This is a genomic window from Flavobacterium branchiicola, from assembly GCF_018383905.1.
In the GTDB taxonomy this organism is placed as follows: domain Bacteria; phylum Bacteroidota; class Bacteroidia; order Flavobacteriales; family Flavobacteriaceae; genus Flavobacterium; species Flavobacterium branchiicola.
In genome coordinates this window covers 49873-67099 of the sequence record NZ_JAGYWA010000004.1, presented here as the reverse complement: position 1 = coordinate 67099, position 17227 = coordinate 49873, and the positions used below count along the sequence as shown (strand labels likewise).

The following is a 17227-nucleotide window of genomic DNA, read 5'->3' as shown; positions in this document are numbered from 1 at the left end:
AGATGCTGAGATGCTAAGTTTTTTTTTTGCTTAGAACCTTAGTAGCTTAGCACCTTAGAACCTCTAAAAAATTTATCTTGGATTTTCTTCGTAATAACGCGCTTCAATTCTTTTAATATCTTTTATAGAATTTCTTGCCCACGCCAAACGTTTTTCTAAAATTTCTTCTTCAGATAATTGCCATTTGATATCGGAATTGCGTAATCTGTTTGTTAGATTTTGAATGATAATCGCAGCCGAAACAGAAATATTCAAACTCTCTGTAAAACCAACCATAGGAATTTTCAAGAAACCATCTGCTTTTTCTAATATTTCCTGAGAAAGTCCATCACGTTCCGTTCCGAAGAATAAAGCACTTGGTTTTGTAATATCAAAATCCTCCAGCAAACAATCATTTTCATGTGGTGTAGTTGCAATGATTTGGTAACCTTGATTCTTTAAAGTAGCAACACAATTTGTAATCGAATCATATTGATTGATGTCAACCCATTTTTGAGCTCCCATCGCAATTTCTTTATCAATACGTTTTCCGTAACGCTGTTCGATTACATTTAATTCCTGGATTCCAAAAACCTCACAGCTACGCATTACAGCACTTGTATTATGCATCTGAAAAACATCTTCTACAGCAATTGTAAAATACTTAGTGCGATTTGACAAAACAGTATAAAATCTTTCTTTTCGGTTGTCAGTTAATATATTTTCAAGAAAAGCGAGGTAATCTAAATCAATCATTTTATTTGTGTTTGCAACAAAAATACATCATAAATAAAATAGAAAAAAATTAGCCGCTATTTTCAACCAACTAAATCTTCAGTAAAACAAGCATTAAGTTTTTCATGTAGTTCAATAACTTTCTCAAGATCTACCGCTAAAACATCATCTTTATAGGAATCTCCAGTAAAAACATTTGTTCCGTTTTTTGAATGCTTTTTTAGACGATCATAAATTTGATCCAGCTCATTATTTGAATATTGAACAGCAATAAAAGATATAAATCTTTCCATTACATTTCTCATTCCCTCATTATAATTGAGCATTATTACATTTTTATCTGCCGCATTAAAATCTAAAAATCCCTGATAATATTTCTCTAACACCAAAGCTCCATATTGGCGAAAGCTTCTTTCCTCAATTTCTTTTGAAGTAATTCCAAAAATATCCGGAGATAATAAATTAGGCACCATATGCATTCCTGTCATTTTTTGATGCGATCTTAAAACTTCTGCCGGATTTCTATAAAGCAAAGCAAAAGGAATTTCCGGAAAAACGGATCGCAAATAAGGTGCATTAAAAATATGCCACGCATCGAGTTTTATAATTAAGTTCTTTTGTTCCGGGAATCGTTTTTGTCCTAATAAAGCAATTACCGATTTTAGCAGAACTGTCTTTTTTTCTAAATCAAAAGATTCACTTCTTAAAATCTGATCGATAATTGGTGCTTCAGAAATCATGATATTTTCAGCCGATGTTGCCAGACACTGACTCAACATAGTAGATCCGCATCGGGAAACATGAAAAACCAATGATTTTAATTCGACGGAAACCAATTCTTTAGACCAATCAATAAGATTATCTAAAGTACTCACCGTTTTAAACCAACTCGAGTTGTAAGGATGTTGTCTGGATCTTGCAATCGTTTCATCAAAAAAAGGTTCTTCATAATTAAAATCTCCCAGATAAATCCATTCAAAATAGATTTCATTATCCTTTTCAATTAACTTAATCGGAATCCAGTTTAAAAGTGAATGCGTTATATTTTCCATATTATGAATTTTAATTTGACTGCAGATCTGCAATAATTTTAGCATTAATTTCTGAAGGGTTTCTGGAAAGTTCTGCAATAATTTGCTGCCTTACTTCATCCGAAAACTGATTCGGTTCCGGAGAAAAATTCACATCAAAACCTATTTTCGAAAACAATTCATCCGACCATTCATTTCGTATACAATCAAGTGTAAGATGAATGCGGGATTCCTGACTTTTATTTTCAACACTATGCGGAAGCTGGAAATTGGCATACCAACACTCTCCCATTTTCATAGGAACCAATTTTTTATCAACATAAAAAAATACGTTATCATTTGTAATTATCGGCACATGAATCCTGAAAAATCCATCTTCATAAGAAGTATCATTATCAACATGTTCCTTGATTTCGCTATCCGGATCAAGTTTCAATAAACGTACCGCTTCTTTTTCGCATTGAAACCAATCGACAATTTCTTTAAAATAAGAACAACTCTCCAGTAAATTAGTATCCTTATAAGTTGCATTTGGAAATGCCAAAATATCATTAACCTTTCCTGATTGAGATCTTAAAGAAATACTTGTCCAGTTACCCTCATATCGATAAGTATTAAAATGAGGTGTCCACAAATTGGTTTCGCAAATTGCTAGATCTTTTTGCAACTTTTCAGTTGAAAATGAAATCGGAAGCTGACAGGAAGAAGGATTCATACTTTGAGTTTAACTTTATTTATAAATCAGATAAATTATTAACTATAAAATGATATAACTTTTGAGTTGAAACCGGTACTGTTTCAATATCTGTTTTTAATACCAAATCCACTTTTGATGGAGTTTCATAAACAGCACTTATTCCCGTGAAATTTTTAATTTTATTACTATCATCATCCGGCAGTAATGCTTTTTTATACAATCCTTTAGGATCTCTTTTTATTAGATTATCGATCGAGCAATCCACAAAAACAGTCCGAACAAATTTATACTGACCAATTTCTTGTCTTACCTCTTCATACGGATTTATAACCGACATTAAAACGATAATTTTAGACTGAACAAAATCCTGGCTTATAGTAAAAAGACGTCTGATATTCTCGCAGCGATCTTCTTTAGAAAAACCCAAATCTTTACAAACGGTTTGTCGGTATATATCTCCGTCAACAATTTTTACCTGATAACCATTATCTGCTAACATATTACTGACATTTTCTGCCAATGTAGTTTTTCCCGAACCTGATAATCCTGTAAACTGTATTAAAATCATTTCAAATTTCTTTTCGTTTTATCCCACATTAAAACTAAATAATTCCGCAAGTCCAGACAATACGTAGAAATACGCTTTATTTTTTAACTCAAACCGCTTTTAAAATCACTATTTTTATCCTTTAATTAAAACAGAATATGAAAAAGAAACTTGTTGTTTTAACCGGAGCCGGAATAAGTGCTGAAAGCGGAATTAAAACTTTTCGTGACAGTGATGGTTTATGGGAAGGACATGATGTTATGGAAGTAGCAACTCCGGAAGGCTGGCATAAAAATCAGGAATTGGTTCTTGATTTCTATAATAAAAGACGCCAGCAACTCAAAGAAGTTAAACCCAATTTGGGACATCTTATTCTGGCTGAATTAGAAAAAGATTTCGACGTACATATTATTACCCAAAATGTTGATGATTTGCACGAAAGAGCCGGAAGTTCAAAAGTTTTGCATTTGCATGGCGAATTATTAAAAGTAAGAAGTACAAAAAACCGCGACCTGATTTTAGACTGGACAGAAGATTTAATTACCGGAGATCTGGATAAAAACGGGCATCAGTTGCGACCACATATTGTTTGGTTTGGTGAAGATGTTCCAACGCTTGAAGAGGCAATTTCTATTGTTGAACAAGCAGATTATTTTGCTGTAATTGGCACTTCATTACAAGTTTATCCAGCCGCAGGATTAATTTCTTATACGTACAGTATTACACCTGTTTTTTATATTGATCCAAAACCAATTGCAATACCAAATATTGGTAATAAAGTAGAAACGATTGCAAAATTTGCTTCAGAAGGTGTGGCAGATTTAAGAGAACGTTTATTGACATTAGAAAAAGAACTATGATTTTTGAAAATTGGTTACAGCAATTAGCTCAATTTAATTTGCTTTCGCTCTCTGTTTTCTTTTTAATTGAAAATTTAGTTTTGGTCTATATTTCTGTTTTAATCGGAAAAATGATGGAACCCGAAAATACGAGATTAAAAAAAGCAGATCAAAAATGGGTTCTCTCTACTTTAATATGCAATACGTTTATCACGATCGTGGGTTTTGAATTGTACCGTTACGGAATAATGAAAGTCGATTTTTCGGCATCATTGCAAAATATATTCTTCGACACTTTATTATTAATACTCATAATGGATCTCCTGATGTTTGTTTTTCATTATCTGGTTCATCGCTTAAAATGGATGTATCCCATTCACAAACTTCATCATACACACATCGAAACCAATGTTTATAGCTTGTATGTATTGCATCCTATTGAAACTTTAGGCTTTGGTTTTATATGGTTATTTACAATTACCATTTTACAGTTTAATTATCTAAGTATTATTATCTATCTTATTTTAAATTTATCATACGGAATATTTGGCCATTTAAAGACGGATATATTTCCTGCTTTCTGGTATAAAAACTATTTTACAAAATGGATTTCGACAACCAAATTTCATAATGACCATCATAAAAATGAATCTCAGAATTTTGGTTTTTACTTTACCATTTGGGATAAAATATTCAAAACCATTATTTAAATTGCAAGTTTGGTCATAATAAAGCTTCAGTAACTTTCAGAAGTTTTAACAATCACTTATATTTGCACCTTTCGAAAAACAACATAACAATGACTACTCTAAACGAATTGAATGCTATTTCTCCAATTGACGGAAGATATAGAAATAAAACCCAAAATTTAGCGCCTTTCTTTTCTGAAGAAGCTTTAATAAAATACCGCGTATTGGTTGAAGTGGAATACTTTATCGCATTATGCGAAATTCCGTTACCACAATTAAAAGGTATTGATTCAGGTTTATTTGAAAGCCTAAGAAACATCTACAAAAACTTTTCGACTGAAGATGCTCTTTGGATTAAAGAAACAGAAAAAGTAACTAACCACGATGTAAAAGCGGTAGAATACTTTATAAAAGATGCTTTCGAAAAATTAGGTTTATCTCAACACAAAGAGTTCATTCACTTCGGATTAACATCTCAGGATATTAACAATACTGCTATCCCGCTTTCTACAAAAGAAGCTTTTGAGCAGGTTTATATGCCATCACTTATTACTTTAATATCTAAATTAAAAGAATTAAGTGTTGAATGGAAAGATATTCCAATGCTTGCACGTACACACGGACAACCAGCTTCTCCTACTCGTTTAGGAAAAGAAATTTTGGTTTTTGTAGAACGTCTTGAAGAGCAAATGCGTTTGTTATTTAATGTTCCGTTTGCTGCTAAATTTGGTGGTGCAACTGGAAACTTTAACGCACATCACGTGGCATATCCACAAATCGACTGGAAACAATTCGGAACTAAATTTGTTGAAACTCAATTAGGTTTACAACATTCATTCCCAACCACTCAAATTGAGCATTACGACCATTTTGCTGCCTTTTTTGATGGTTTAAAAAGAATCAACAATATCATTATCGATTTAGATCGTGATATCTGGACGTATGTTTCAATGGATTACTTTAAACAAAAAATCAAAGCCGGAGAAATTGGATCTTCTGCAATGCCACATAAAGTAAACCCAATTGACTTTGAAAATTCTGAAGGAAACTTAGGAATTGCAAATGCTATTTTCGAACATTTAGCAGCTAAATTGCCAATCTCAAGATTACAACGCGATTTAACAGATAGTACTGTTTTAAGAAATATTGGAGTTCCTGTAGGACATACCATTATCGCTTTTGAAGCGACTTTGAAAGGTTTGAACAAATTACTTTTAAATGAAAGTAAATTTGCTGAAGATTTAGAGAAAAACTGGGCAGTTGTTGCAGAAGCAATTCAGACTATTTTACGTCGTGAGGCATATCCAAATCCGTACGAAGCATTGAAAGGTCTAACAAGAACAAATGAAGCGATTGATAAAAATGCGATTCATAATTTTATTGCAACTTTAGAGGTTTCGGATGCTGTTAGAGCCGAATTAATGGCAATTACACCGAGTAATTACACAGGTATTTAATTCTATGAAATTTCATTTTTCAATCATTTTATTTTTAATTTTAAATGCATCGATTTATTCACAAATTAAAATCATAAATGGAATTGAGATAGAAATTCTAAAAGCTAAAAGACCGTCTGATTTTTCAACTTTGCTTTTAAGAGGAATAACATTCGATGAGACAAAGTATGAATATATTATGGTCAAATGCAAAGTGAAATCTATAGAAGGTAATCATGCCAGAATAAGTGCTTTTTCATTAGTAGATACGATAAATAAAATTAGATATCGTGTAGGAGATTATTTAGGTTATGCTGGTGTAGTTGGAAATCCAGAGAGGAATTATTTTAGAAAAACTAAATCTGAAAATAAAAATTACAGCTCTAATCTGCCTCAATATAACCCTATGGAAATAGATCAATTTCCTAAATTTAATTTGGAAGGATATAGCAATTCTGAAATGCCAGTGGAGTTCGGAACCAAAAAAAATCCAGATTCAAGTATTGTATATTTTGGTCAGACTAATTACAAAAATTTTAAAGCAGAACTATTTTTTATAGTCCCTATGGAATTAAAAATTTCAACATTTAATCTCTACTACAGAGACTCAAATCTTGGAACGGTTACAATAGAATAAATTAAAAATCCCTGTAATTACACAGGTATTTAAAAAAAACCTAAAATATTTTCCCAAAAAAAGCTATCTTTATCGAGATAGCTTTTTTTATTTAACCCGGAGCCTAGCCCAGATTACTTCACTTAACTTTTATTTTAATCGGAGTTCAGTGATTTCATTTGAAATGAAAAGCTGGATCAACTCCCGAAAAAAAATACCATTCTTTATATGATTTCCTTAAACGCCGCTGCAGAAACTACCCACCATTTACAACCTCTAATCAGCGACTTGGGATTAATTCTGATGACCGCCGGAATTGCTGTGCTTATTTTTAAAAAAATGAAACAGCCTTTGGTTTTAGGATATCTGATTGCAGGTTTTCTGGCTGGAAATCATTTTGACTTTTTCCCTTCTATCACCGATATGAAAAGTGTTGAAGTCTGGGCTGAAATTGGTGTCATCTTTTTACTTTTTAGTTTAGGTCTCGAATTTAGTTTTAAGAAATTAATGAAAGTAGGCGGAACATCCTCGATAACCGCCATAACCCAGATTATGTTTATGACCATAATAGGTTATTGTGTCGGTCAATGGATGGGTTGGGGAAAAATGGACAGTATTTTTCTCGGGGCAACGCTATCTATTTCGTCCACAACTATTATAATCCGGGCTTTTGATGAATTGGGAGTGAAAGGAAAAAAGTTCGTTGGGATTGTATTTGGAGCCCTCATAGTCGAAGATATTGTCGCTATTTTAATGCTTGTTTTATTATCGACAATTGCGGTTAGCGATCAGGTTTCCGGTGCAGCATTATTACAATCGGTTTTAAAACTGGTCTTCTTTTTAATTATATGGTTTTTAGGTGGAATCTTTATTATTCCAACCATTCTGAAAAAAGCGAAACACTTATTAAGTGATGAAATGTTGCTTATTATTTCGCTTGCCTTGTGTTTAATGATGGTAATGTTTGCCGCCAATGTTGGATTTTCACCAGCCTTAGGAGCTTTTATAATGGGGTCAATTATTGCAGAAACCACACAGGCTGAAAAAATAGAACATTTAATACAACCCGTAAAGGACTTATTTGGTGCCGTTTTCTTTGTATCGGTAGGAATGTTGATTAATCCGGTTACTTTGGTTGATTTTGCTCTTCCGGTAGTGATTATTACTTTGGTTACTGTTTTTGGAAAAGCGTTTAGTTCTGCATTTGGAGCTTTACTATCTGGTCAGCCATTAAAACAATCCGTACAAACAGGAATGAGTCTGGCGCAAATTGGGGAGTTCTCTTTTATTATTGCCACACTCGGAATGACGCTTAAAGTTACCAGCGATTTCTTGTATCCTATAATTGTGGCAGTCTCAGCAATTACAACATTTACAACTCCGTTTTTAATTAAGTATTCTGAAACTTTTGCCTTGTTTTTAGAATCAAAAATGCCAAAAAAATGGGTTAAAAACATTAACCGATACAGTGTGAATGCCCAAGCCATAAAATCGGTAAGCACCTGGCAAATTGTTTTGCGAGCTTCAATAACACAAATTATACTTCATACCATAATTATTACGGCAATTATCTTACTATCATCAAGATTTGTTGCCCCATTAGTTGCAGATACACGATTCGGGAACACATTGGCGGCATTAATTACCTTAGTTGTAATTGCTCCCTTTTTATGGGCATTATCATTACGCCGTATAAAAGTAGAAGAAGTAGATGCTTTATGGGAAGAGCGTAAATATCGTGGAGCACTTTTGATGTTGATTCTAATAAGAATGAGCCTTGGTTTATTTTTTATTGGATTTTTACTCAATATTTTCTTCTCTCCATTAGTCGCTTTTATTGCCCTGATTATTGCTATTGGAGTCTATCAAATTTTCCCTAAAAAATTAAATGAACAATATCATAAAATTGAAAACCACTTTCTAAAAAACCTGAACGATCGCGAAAACAAAAAGATTGACAGACGTTACGCCAATTTAATGCCTTGGGATGGTCACATGTCTATTTTTGTAATTGGAAAAGAATCTAATCTGGCAGGCAAAACTTTGGAAGAATTAAAAATCAGGGAACAATTAGGAATTAATATCGCTTACATCAGACGTGGGGAAGTTACTATTCCAATCCCAACCAAAAATGAACGTTTGTTTCCCGGCGATGAAATTTCTGTAATTGGTACCGATGCTCAAATTGCAGAGTTCACCAATTATTTGACTAAAAACGAAATCGAAGCGCCAAAATCGGTCGAAGAAACAGAAATTGTATTACGCCAATTAGAAGTTTCTCAGGAAGATTTTATTCAAAAAAGTATTGGTCAGTTTAGAGGAAAAACCGGTGGTTTAGTTGTTGGAATAGAAAGAAACGGAAACCGTATCTTAAATCCGGAATCCAATATCATATTAGAAAAAAATGATATTATCTGGGTGGTTGGAGACAAGAAAAAAATGACTAATCTGGTTAAGGCGGTATAAAAGGTGCTAAGGTGCTAAGGTACTGAGGTTTTATTATCATCTTAATCTTAAAAGCTTAGAACCTAAAAACCAAAGTGCTAAGTTTCTAAGAAAATGAGATTTTGTCTCATCACAATCTTAAAAACTTAGTATCTTAGAACCTTAGCACCTAAAAAAAAATCACTTATTAGGCTGCGGTGTCATACGCAAATAAGGTTTTATAGGTGTGTGTCCTTTTGGGAATTTTGCAGGAATATCACTATCCGGAACGGCTGGAGTAATTACTACATCTTCTCCATCTTTCCAGTTTGCCGGTGTTGCAACACTATAATTTGCTGTTAACTGTAAACTGTCAATTACACGAAGTAATTCGTCGAAATTTCTTCCTGTAGAAGCCGGATAAGTTAACGTTAGTTTAATTTTTTTATCGGCACCAATTACAAAAACAGAACGCACTGTAAATTTATCGCTTGCATTTGGGTGAAGCATATCATATAAAGTTGCTATCTTTTTATCTTCATCGGCAATAATCGGGAAATTAACGGTTGTATTCTGAGTTTCGTTAATATCCTTAATCCACTCCAAATGCGATTGTAAACCGTCTACACTCAAAGCTATAACCTTGGTATTTCTTTTAGTAAATTCAGGAAGGTAATTGGCAACGGTTCCTAATTCAGTTGTACAAACCGGGGTAAAATCTGATGGATGCGAAAATAAAACTCCCCAGGAATCACCTAACCATTCATGAAAATTGATTGGTCCTTCTGTTGTTTCTGCATGAAAATCCGGAGCTATATCGCCTAATCTTAATGTTGACATAATTATATTTTTTTAGTTCCTCTAAAATTAACTAAAAAATGGATAAGGAAAACATCGATTTTCTTAAAAAAAGTTAAAATTCTACTTTATCGATATAATTACTATTTTAAATCAAATAAAACCAACTATAAAGTACCAGATGGCAAGTGTTACGAACGAAATTGGAATTCCAAAACCGATCATCATACTGCTTAATTTTGGTTTTAAACCATACGTCGAAGCCAGAATTGCACCTGTAATCATGGGCGCCATTGCGATTTCGATAACAGTAATTTTTATAGCTTCGGAATGTTGGTTGAAAATAAAGACATATAAAACAAAAATGATAAGCGGCGTCATAATAAGCCTTACGAAAAGTCCCAGCCACAAAAATTTCCAGTGTCGGCTGTTTCGGTCAAAAGTCAATTGCAATCCTACTGAGAATAATGCTAAAGGCGTTACTAAACTTCCTAATTTCAATAAAGCTGACTGAATATTTAAAGCCAATTCGAAATTAAAAACATTCATTAAACAAGCTACAACAAATGTCAGGAAAGGTGGAAAAGAAATAATCTTTTTAAAAATACTAATCGCATCCGGACTTCCTTTAGAATAAAAAGCAGCAACAAAAACACCCAAAGTTGAAACTACAACAAAAGTTCCAGGCTGATCTACTAAAACTGCAGTTTCTAATCCCTTTTTTCCAAACAAAGCTTCAATAATCGGATATCCAAGAAATGAAGAATTACTTAATCCGGCTGTTAATACCAAACAACCTATAAGTTTATTGGACCAGCCTAATCTTCTTCCAAAAAAATGAAAAAATACAAAAGCCAGAAAAAAACTAATCCAGCCGGCTCCTATTGGAAACAGTAATTCATTGCACCATTTAATCTTCGGAATATGATATAAAGTAATTGCCGGAAGACAGATGTAAATGACAATTTTATTTAGGGTCTTGTAGATATGCGTTGGAAATTGCTTTACTCTTTGCAGCAGCAATCCTAAAAACAAAAAAAAGAAGATTATAATAAAGTTATTCATATCAAGGCTTACGCACAAAAATAGGAATTTATAAATTGCTGTGCCGAACAAATTATAGTGGTTCTTTTAGTTTTTTGTTACTTTTAATATATAATTCAAAAAAGTAATGCAGCAAATACGAGACAATTTCGAACGAATGGCAAAACTCTCTGATGAAGATTGGAATACCTTTTCGTCAAAACTCATTCGTGAGGAATTTTCAAAGAAAACAGCTATTCTTGAAACAGGACGTGTTGAAAATTATCTTTCCTTTATAGAAAAAGGAATTGTTAGATATTATGTTCCTTCAGAAAATAAAGATCTCACTTTTACTTTTGTATTTGATGGCGAATTTGCAAGCGGTTATGATTCTTTCATTACCCGATTACCCGTAAACTACACTATTGAAGCGCTTGCAGATACCATCCTTTGGCGCATCTCTTACAAGGATCTTCAGGACATTTATGCCGAAACTAAAATTGGAAACACGATTGGCCGACTGGCAAGCGAAGGATTATTTCTAAAAAAATCAAAGAGAGAACTGTCGTTGCTAAACGATTCTGCAGAACAGCGATATCTCAATTTATTTACAGAGCAACCTCAGCTAATTCAAAAAATTCCGCAAAAATACCTTGCCTCATATATTGGTATTACGCCACAAGCCTTAAGCCGAATCAGAAAGCGCATTTATTAACCCAGGTTCATTGTTTTAGGTTTCTTTCTTCTGCAACTTTGTACTATAAAACAAAAAGATATGGAAACCTTAATTGTACTCTTTGGAGCTTTTATCGCAACACTACTTATTATTTGGCTTACAACCAAACGTCTTGAAATCTCATTTTCCGGCAGAGTTGCTATGGCACTTATGCTCGTCTTTACGGCTATCGGTCATTTTGCCTTTACGAAAGGAATGGCAATGATGATTTCCTTTTTACCTTTCGCAAATGCCATTGTGCTCGCCACAGGAATTATAGAGTTAATTGCCGCAATTGGACTGCTTCTGCCAAATACCAAAGTGCTTACCGGAAAACTGCTTATTCTATTTTTTATCTTATTACTTCCCGCTAATATTTATGCGGCAAGCCAGAATATCAATTTAAAAACTGCCGACTATACCGGAAAAGGTCTGTCCTATTTATGGCTTAGAATACCTATGCAGCTTCTTTTTATACTCTGGGTATATTTTTCTTCGATCAGAAATCAATCAAAAATCAAAATAGTCAATCAGGAAAATGCACATCAATCTATTTAATGATGTGCATATTTTTTTTAATTTTACCTGATTATGTGCGTTTTAACTCCTTTAAATTAATTTTTAGTTAAAATTTTTTTTTTATTTCAAAAAACACTTTACATTTGTAACATATTTTATTACAGTATGATTTCAGGTAAGTTTGCCATAACGATTCACATTTTGACTTTGCTCACTAAATTTCCGAATGATTTTTTATCATCAGAATTTATTGCAGGAAGTATCAATCTGAATCCGGTATTGGTAAGAAAGGAAATTGCTAATTTAAAAGCACATCATATTGTAGAAAGTAAAGAAGGTAAAAATGGCGGAACAAAACTGGCTGTTGACCCTTCGAAAATTACATTAAAAGAAATATTTGAAATGACTTTTGAAAGCATCAATTTGGGTTATGCAAAAAATCAGCCCAATCCGGATTGCCCTGTTGGAAAAAAGATCAATCAGAATTTAAGTTCTTTATATGCTGATATGAATCAAAAAGTTAGTTTACAATTAGACGGAATTTCTCTTGAAGATTTCTCTAATCAATTCTAAAACTATTTTTTTACACTAAACTGTAACATTTTTTATTACTAAATAAATTTATATATTATGAAAATCGCAATTATTGGAGCAACTGGTTTTGTTGGCTCAGCAATCTTAAATGAATTAGCAGACAGAAAACATGAAATTACTGCTATCGCAAGAACTCCAAAAGATACTACAAATGCAACCTGGGTTTCTGCAGACGTTTATAATGCAGAATCTCTGGCAACAGTTTTAAAAGGACATGATGTAGTTGTAAACGCTTTTAATCCGGGTTGGACCAATCCAAATATTTACGAGGATTTTTTAGCTGGTTCAAAAGCAATTCAGGAAGCGGTAAAAAAGTCTGGCGTTAAACGCTTTATAACTATTGGTGGTGCTGGGAGTTTATTTGTTGCACCAGACTTACAAGCAGTTGATACTCCAGATTTTCCAAAAGAAATTTTCCCTGGTGCAAACGCTGCAAGACATTATTTAAATATCATTAAGGAAGAAAAAGATTTAGACTGGGCATTTTTTAGTCCGGCTTTTGAAATGCATCAGGGAACAAAAACAGGAAGAACAGGAAAATACCGTTTAGGTTTGGAAAACCCTGTTTTTAATGACGAACAAAGAAGCATTTTATCTGTAGAAGATTTGGCGGTTGTAATTGCTGATGAAATTGAAACTCCAAAACACCACCAGGTTCGTTTTACAGCGGGTTATTAATTCTTTTTTAAAGATACTGAGGTTCTAAGGGACTGAGGTTCTAAGTCTTTTTGCCACGAATTACACGAATTGCTTTTTTCAGTGTGTCTGAAAAAATTAGTGCAATTCGTGTAATTCGTGGCAAAACTAACTTTTTGAAACTGTTTTTGTTTTCTGTACTTTTACAGTACCAAAAAGTACATTTTGTCAAGTTCAAAAAAACAATCAGGCAGTTTACAGGAAAAAGCAGGAATTTCGCCTCCCGAAATTACCAATGTTTCTGCTATTCATCAAATTAAAAAAAACCGAAGACAACAACCTTCTTCATCTGAATTAATTGATGGAATTTTAAGTGGAAACAGAACGGCACTAAGCCGTGCCATAACTTTGGTTGAAAGTACAAATCCGGAACATGCTGCAAAAGCAAATGAAGTTATTAATGGTTGTTTAGCTCACGCCAATAAATCAATCCGAATTGGAATTACCGGTGTTCCCGGTGTTGGAAAAAGTACTTTTATTGAAGCTTTTGGTAGTTATCTGACTCAATTGGGCAAGAAAGTAGCTGTTTTGGCAGTTGATCCCAGCAGTTCGCTTTCTCATGGAAGTATTCTTGGTGACAAAACCCGTATGGAAGAATTGGTGAAAGATGAAAATGCTTTTATAAGACCAAGCGCTTCGGGTGATACTTTGGGCGGAGTTGCCCGCAAAACACGCGAATCTATTATTTTATGTGAAGCCGCAGGATTTGATACTATTATTATTGAAACTGTTGGTGTTGGTCAAAGTGAAACTGCTGTACATAGTATGGTTGACTTTTTTCTGTTACTAAAAATCTCTGGCGCAGGCGATGAGCTTCAGGGAATCAAACGCGGCATAATGGAAATGGCGGATGCAATTGTAATCAATAAAGCAGATGGCGATAATATAAAAAAGGCCAATCAGGCGAAATTGGAATTCAACAGGGCTTTACATTTATTCCCTCCCAAAAAATCAAACTGGCAGCCAAAAGTGACCACTTGCAGTGCTTATACCAAAGAAGGAATTCCTGAGGTATGGAATACTATTTCTGATTATGTGGAAATGACCAATGACACTGGTTTTTTTCAGGAAAAACGAAAAGACCAAAATCAGTTCTGGATGATGGAAACCATCAACGAACAGCTGAAACTGAATTTTTATAACCAACCCGATATTATTTCGCAATTAGAACAAAACAAAAAAGCAGTGCAAAATGATGAAATGTCACCTTTTGCAGCTGCTTCTAATTTGTTGAAAATATATTTTGAAAAAAGATTCTAAGATACTAAGATTCTAAGTTGCTAAGTTTTTTTCGCAAAACTTTACTTAGAATCTTAGTATCTTAGAACCTTAGTATCTTTATTTAGCTCTAAGCTTATACTTATTCTCTTTGTACAAATTCCCTGCTGTAATAACGTGTGCTAAAGCGTCTTTTGCCAGCTCTTCGTTTAATTTTACAGGAATTAAAGTCGTGTCATTTTTGATTTCGAATTGCAGTGGTTTCAAATTTGGCTGCATAATTACAACCTGATTTTCTACTCTAAATGCGTTAATGTCATTAAACTGCATAATCGATCTTCCTTGTACTTTCTGATCTAATTTCGTTAAGTTTCTACCTACCATTGGTGTTTCAAAAGGAATTCCTAAATAACCCAGTAATGTTGGCGGAATATCAATTTGACTTGCGAGTTTGTCGTAAGTTGCTCCTTTTGGAACTCCAGGCCCCATAATAAATGCCGGAATATGAAATTTGTTTATTGGAACCAAATTTTTACCATACGTTCTTGTATTGTGATCTGCAATTACAATGAAAATTGTATTCTTGAAATAAGGCTCTTTTTTAGCCATTTCAAAGAATTTCCCAATCGAGAAATCGGCATACTTCATCGCATTATTTACAGTTGCAGGTTTTTGATCGTATAGTTTAATTCTTCCTGCCGGATATTCAAAAGGTTCGTGATTTGAAGTCGAGAACATTAAAGAGAAGAAAGGCTTATCTCCTTTTGACTTGAAATAATTATTTGCTTTCGTTACCAAATCTTCATCTGAATACCCCCAGGTTCCTTTGAAAGCATATTTATTTCCATCAGATTCAAAATCTTCCTGATCGATGATATCGCTAAATCCGTTTCCGTTAAAAAAGGAAGCCATATTATCAAAATTGGCCATTCCACCATAAATAAAACTGGTATCATATCCTTTTTGCTTTAAAGCATCAGCAAGCGTAAAAAATCCTTGTTGTGAATTTCCTAGTTTTACCACACTTTCAGATGGCGAAGGCAGGAATCCTGTAACAACCGCTTCAATTCCGCGCACACTACGAGTTCCTGTACAATATAAATTAGTAAACAAGGTTCCTTCTTTAGATAATTTATCAAATTCCGGTGTTAATGGTTTTCCGCCTAAAATTCCAACATATTCAGCTCCTAAACTTTCCTGTAAAAATATCACCAAATTGTATGGCTTTTTCTGAACAGAATCTGGTTGTTGTACATGCAAAAACGGAATATCAGCATCTGTAAAGTCAGTTGGTCCGGCAATCATATATTTCTTTACACGAGCGATGGCTTCGGCTTCATCCATTTTACCGTACATTTTTGTGTTTCCTTCGTTTTTAATCGAATAAGCAGCAAAAGCAACGGTGTAAAATGAGTTTAAACCTAATGTATTAGTTAACTGATCTGTAGAAAAAACAGCATTACTGGCGTTAATTGGGCGTTTTGAAGTAAGACTTGAACGTGCTCCGAAAAACAATAAAAATGCAACTAATGGAAATACCATTAATTTGAATTTATATTCTGTACTTGTAGTATGAAAGAACTTTTTTCCTTTTTTGAAAGCAAAATACAATACAACTCCCAAAATAAGGAATGTCACGATTATAGAAGTCAGGTAACTTTTTAAAAGCATTCCGACAACTTCTTTTGGATAGATTAAGTAATCTAAGAAAATCTTATTCGGACGTGTATCGTATTGTTTTACAAAATCTGGCGATGCTAATTCTACAAAAAGTATTAGAAACAAAAACAAAAAGCTATAAATTACAAGAAAATTATTGGTGAATTTAAGCCATTTATTAGGTAAAAATGTAATTAAAAGCGCCGGTAAGAAAGACAAATAACAAAGTAATATTAAATCCATTCTAAGACCGATTGGAAAAATATACCAGAAATTTGGTGTCTCGACTACTCTATCTTTAAAAATAAAAAATAAAAACAGACGGCTTAAAGTTGTAATCAGTAACCCAATTGCTATAAAATTGAAAATGGGTTTTAAGTAACTTATATTTTTCATTTAAATTTGAATTCTTTAAAGAGGTTTAGCATTAATAGTTTTATTTGTAATCTTCTGGCAACACGCTAACAGTCAACAATTCTACACCATTTTTATCTTTATAATGATAATTTACTGTTACATTGTTATCCCTTGCAAATTTCATATCACTACTTGTCTTTACAAAGTTCTTAACCGTCGGAACCAAAAATTCTTTCAGTTTTTCGATTTGAACATCTTTCTTATCTAAATTGACAAGCGTATAATTATATTGAAAAATGTCTCCGGGCAATGCAACCGAATTGTCTAACCGTGTGTCTTTATCAACCATTATGGGGCAAGTTTTATTTAATTCACTCGCCGTTTGCATCAACTGGTTATTAAGCGAAGGCTGTTTAAAAAGAAACTGACTAGTAATGACATACATAACTCCAAATCCAACAATAAAACCCAAAGCTGTTTTAATATTGAAAGTCTTTTTATTTTCTGAAGCTTTTTTATCAGTTCTCTGCTCAGGCTGGTTATTCTCAACAGTAGAAATTTTATGCAATTGGTAACCACAAGCCGAACAATATTTTGAAGTATCATTATTTACTGCTTCACAGTTATCACATTTAATATCCATAATAGGGAAGAA

18 protein-coding genes are annotated in these 17227 nt (G+C 33.3%); 10 read left to right on the top strand and 8 right to left on the bottom strand.

Features of this window, described 5'->3' with window-relative positions:
* Nucleotides 1-72: 72 nt before the first annotated feature.
* From KHA98_RS10350 to cysC, 4 genes are all read right to left on the bottom strand, one after another.
* A complete protein-coding gene (locus tag KHA98_RS10350; RefSeq protein ID WP_213257862.1) occupies nucleotides 73-735 on the bottom strand; it encodes a TrmH family RNA methyltransferase in 663 nt (220 codons plus the stop codon).
* A 62-nt stretch (nucleotides 736-797) separates the two neighbouring features.
* The gene (locus tag KHA98_RS10345; RefSeq protein ID WP_213257861.1) at nucleotides 798-1766 is read right to left on the bottom strand and encodes a sulfotransferase family protein; all 969 of its coding nucleotides are present in this window, start codon (nucleotides 1764-1766) and stop codon (nucleotides 798-800) included.
* Between the two features lie 10 nt (nucleotides 1767-1776).
* Nucleotides 1777-2460 (bottom strand): aspartyl/asparaginyl beta-hydroxylase domain-containing protein, encoded by a 684-nt coding sequence (locus tag KHA98_RS10340; protein WP_213257860.1) that lies wholly within the window; start codon nucleotides 2458-2460, stop codon nucleotides 1777-1779.
* Between the two features lie 19 nt (nucleotides 2461-2479).
* Nucleotides 2480-3010 (bottom strand): adenylyl-sulfate kinase, encoded by a 531-nt coding sequence (gene cysC / locus KHA98_RS10335; RefSeq protein WP_213257859.1) that lies wholly within the window; start codon nucleotides 3008-3010, stop codon nucleotides 2480-2482.
* Between the two features lie 137 nt (nucleotides 3011-3147).
* On the opposite strand from cysC, the gene KHA98_RS10330 reads away from it, so the two are divergent.
* From KHA98_RS10330 to KHA98_RS10310, 5 genes are all read left to right on the top strand, one after another.
* Nucleotides 3148-3849: an SIR2 family NAD-dependent protein deacylase gene (locus KHA98_RS10330; protein ID WP_213257858.1), complete on the top strand. Its 702-nt coding sequence runs from the start codon at nucleotides 3148-3150 to the stop codon at nucleotides 3847-3849.
* On the top strand, nucleotides 3846-4538 hold the full coding sequence (locus KHA98_RS10325) for a sterol desaturase family protein (protein ID WP_213257857.1): 693 nt from the start codon (nucleotides 3846-3848) through the stop codon (nucleotides 4536-4538). Before KHA98_RS10330 ends, KHA98_RS10325 begins: the two co-directional genes overlap by 4 nt.
* An 89-nt stretch (nucleotides 4539-4627) precedes the next feature.
* Nucleotides 4628-5974 (top strand): adenylosuccinate lyase, encoded by a 1347-nt coding sequence (gene purB, locus KHA98_RS10320; RefSeq protein ID WP_213257856.1) that lies wholly within the window; start codon nucleotides 4628-4630, stop codon nucleotides 5972-5974.
* A gap of 4 nt (nucleotides 5975-5978) precedes the next feature.
* Nucleotides 5979-6590, top strand: a complete 612-nt coding sequence (locus KHA98_RS10315) for a hypothetical protein (RefSeq protein WP_213257855.1) — start codon at nucleotides 5979-5981, stop codon at nucleotides 6588-6590.
* A 207-nt stretch (nucleotides 6591-6797) separates the two neighbouring features.
* Nucleotides 6798-9035 carry a cation:proton antiporter domain-containing protein gene (locus KHA98_RS10310; protein WP_213257854.1) on the top strand — a complete coding sequence of 746 codons (2238 nt, stop codon included), beginning with the start codon at nucleotides 6798-6800 and terminating at the stop codon, nucleotides 9033-9035.
* A gap of 159 nt (nucleotides 9036-9194) precedes the next feature.
* Here the strand turns inward: KHA98_RS10310 and KHA98_RS10305 are convergent, their stop codons facing one another.
* Together KHA98_RS10305 and KHA98_RS10300 are read right to left on the bottom strand one after the other, a co-directional pair.
* The gene (locus KHA98_RS10305) at nucleotides 9195-9833 is read right to left on the bottom strand and encodes a peroxiredoxin (protein ID WP_213257853.1); all 639 of its coding nucleotides are present in this window, start codon (nucleotides 9831-9833) and stop codon (nucleotides 9195-9197) included.
* Between the two features lie 111 nt (nucleotides 9834-9944).
* A complete protein-coding gene (locus KHA98_RS10300) occupies nucleotides 9945-10856 on the bottom strand; it encodes an AEC family transporter (protein ID WP_213257852.1) in 912 nt (303 codons plus the stop codon).
* A gap of 106 nt (nucleotides 10857-10962) precedes the next feature.
* Between KHA98_RS10300 and KHA98_RS10295 the strand changes: the two genes are divergently transcribed.
* The 5 genes from KHA98_RS10295 (at nucleotide 10963) to meaB (ending at nucleotide 14598) form a co-directional block, all read left to right on the top strand.
* Nucleotides 10963-11529 (top strand): Crp/Fnr family transcriptional regulator, encoded by a 567-nt coding sequence (locus KHA98_RS10295; RefSeq protein WP_213257851.1) that lies wholly within the window; start codon nucleotides 10963-10965, stop codon nucleotides 11527-11529.
* A 60-nt stretch (nucleotides 11530-11589) separates the two neighbouring features.
* Entirely contained in the window at nucleotides 11590-12087 is a 498-nt protein-coding gene (locus KHA98_RS10290) for a DoxX family protein (protein WP_213257850.1), read from the top strand.
* Between the two features lie 126 nt (nucleotides 12088-12213).
* Nucleotides 12214-12621: an Rrf2 family transcriptional regulator gene (locus KHA98_RS10285; RefSeq protein WP_213257849.1), complete on the top strand. Its 408-nt coding sequence runs from the start codon at nucleotides 12214-12216 to the stop codon at nucleotides 12619-12621.
* A 57-nt stretch (nucleotides 12622-12678) separates the two neighbouring features.
* Nucleotides 12679-13320: an NAD(P)-dependent oxidoreductase gene (locus tag KHA98_RS10280; RefSeq protein WP_213257848.1), complete on the top strand. Its 642-nt coding sequence runs from the start codon at nucleotides 12679-12681 to the stop codon at nucleotides 13318-13320.
* A gap of 183 nt (nucleotides 13321-13503) precedes the next feature.
* On the top strand, nucleotides 13504-14598 hold the full coding sequence (gene meaB / locus KHA98_RS10275) for a methylmalonyl Co-A mutase-associated GTPase MeaB (RefSeq protein ID WP_213257847.1): 1095 nt from the start codon (nucleotides 13504-13506) through the stop codon (nucleotides 14596-14598).
* 78 nt (nucleotides 14599-14676) lie between these two features.
* On the opposite strand, the gene KHA98_RS10270 is transcribed toward meaB, so the two are convergent.
* Both KHA98_RS10270 and KHA98_RS10265 read right to left on the bottom strand, forming a co-directional pair.
* The gene (locus KHA98_RS10270) at nucleotides 14677-16611 is read right to left on the bottom strand and encodes an LTA synthase family protein (protein WP_213257846.1); all 1935 of its coding nucleotides are present in this window, start codon (nucleotides 16609-16611) and stop codon (nucleotides 14677-14679) included.
* Nucleotides 16612-16651: 40 nt separating this feature from the next.
* Nucleotides 16652-17215 (bottom strand): hypothetical protein, encoded by a 564-nt coding sequence (locus KHA98_RS10265; RefSeq protein WP_213257845.1) that lies wholly within the window; start codon nucleotides 17213-17215, stop codon nucleotides 16652-16654.
* Between the last annotated feature and the right edge of the window lie 12 nt (nucleotides 17216-17227).

Excerpts from the sequence above, each read along its gene's own strand:
- KHA98_RS10350 (WP_213257862.1), bottom strand. The coding sequence starts at position 735 with ATGATTGATTTAGATTACCTCGCTTTTCTTGAAAATATATTAACTGAC.
- KHA98_RS10345 (WP_213257861.1), bottom strand. The coding sequence starts at position 1,766 with ATGGAAAATATAACGCATTCACTTTTAAACTGGATTCCGATTAAGTTA.
- KHA98_RS10340 (WP_213257860.1), bottom strand. The coding sequence starts at position 2,460 with ATGAATCCTTCTTCCTGTCAGCTTCCGATTTCATTTTCAACTGAAAAG.
- cysC (WP_213257859.1), bottom strand. The coding sequence starts at position 3,010 with ATGATTTTAATACAGTTTACAGGATTATCAGGTTCGGGAAAAACTACA.
- KHA98_RS10330 (WP_213257858.1), top strand. The coding sequence starts at position 3,148 with ATGAAAAAGAAACTTGTTGTTTTAACCGGAGCCGGAATAAGTGCTGAA.
- KHA98_RS10325 (WP_213257857.1), top strand. The coding sequence starts at position 3,846 with ATGATTTTTGAAAATTGGTTACAGCAATTAGCTCAATTTAATTTGCTT.
- purB (WP_213257856.1), top strand. The coding sequence starts at position 4,628 with ATGACTACTCTAAACGAATTGAATGCTATTTCTCCAATTGACGGAAGA.
- KHA98_RS10315 (WP_213257855.1), top strand. The coding sequence starts at position 5,979 with ATGAAATTTCATTTTTCAATCATTTTATTTTTAATTTTAAATGCATCG.
- KHA98_RS10310 (WP_213257854.1), top strand. The coding sequence starts at position 6,798 with ATGATTTCCTTAAACGCCGCTGCAGAAACTACCCACCATTTACAACCT.
- KHA98_RS10305 (WP_213257853.1), bottom strand. The coding sequence starts at position 9,833 with ATGTCAACATTAAGATTAGGCGATATAGCTCCGGATTTTCATGCAGAA.
- KHA98_RS10300 (WP_213257852.1), bottom strand. The coding sequence starts at position 10,856 with ATGAATAACTTTATTATAATCTTCTTTTTTTTGTTTTTAGGATTGCTG.
- KHA98_RS10295 (WP_213257851.1), top strand. The coding sequence starts at position 10,963 with ATGCAGCAAATACGAGACAATTTCGAACGAATGGCAAAACTCTCTGAT.
- KHA98_RS10290 (WP_213257850.1), top strand. The coding sequence starts at position 11,590 with ATGGAAACCTTAATTGTACTCTTTGGAGCTTTTATCGCAACACTACTT.
- KHA98_RS10285 (WP_213257849.1), top strand. The coding sequence starts at position 12,214 with ATGATTTCAGGTAAGTTTGCCATAACGATTCACATTTTGACTTTGCTC.
- KHA98_RS10280 (WP_213257848.1), top strand. The coding sequence starts at position 12,679 with ATGAAAATCGCAATTATTGGAGCAACTGGTTTTGTTGGCTCAGCAATC.
- KHA98_RS10270 (WP_213257846.1), bottom strand. The coding sequence starts at position 16,611 with ATGAAAAATATAAGTTACTTAAAACCCATTTTCAATTTTATAGCAATT.
- KHA98_RS10265 (WP_213257845.1), bottom strand. The coding sequence starts at position 17,215 with ATGGATATTAAATGTGATAACTGTGAAGCAGTAAATAATGATACTTCA.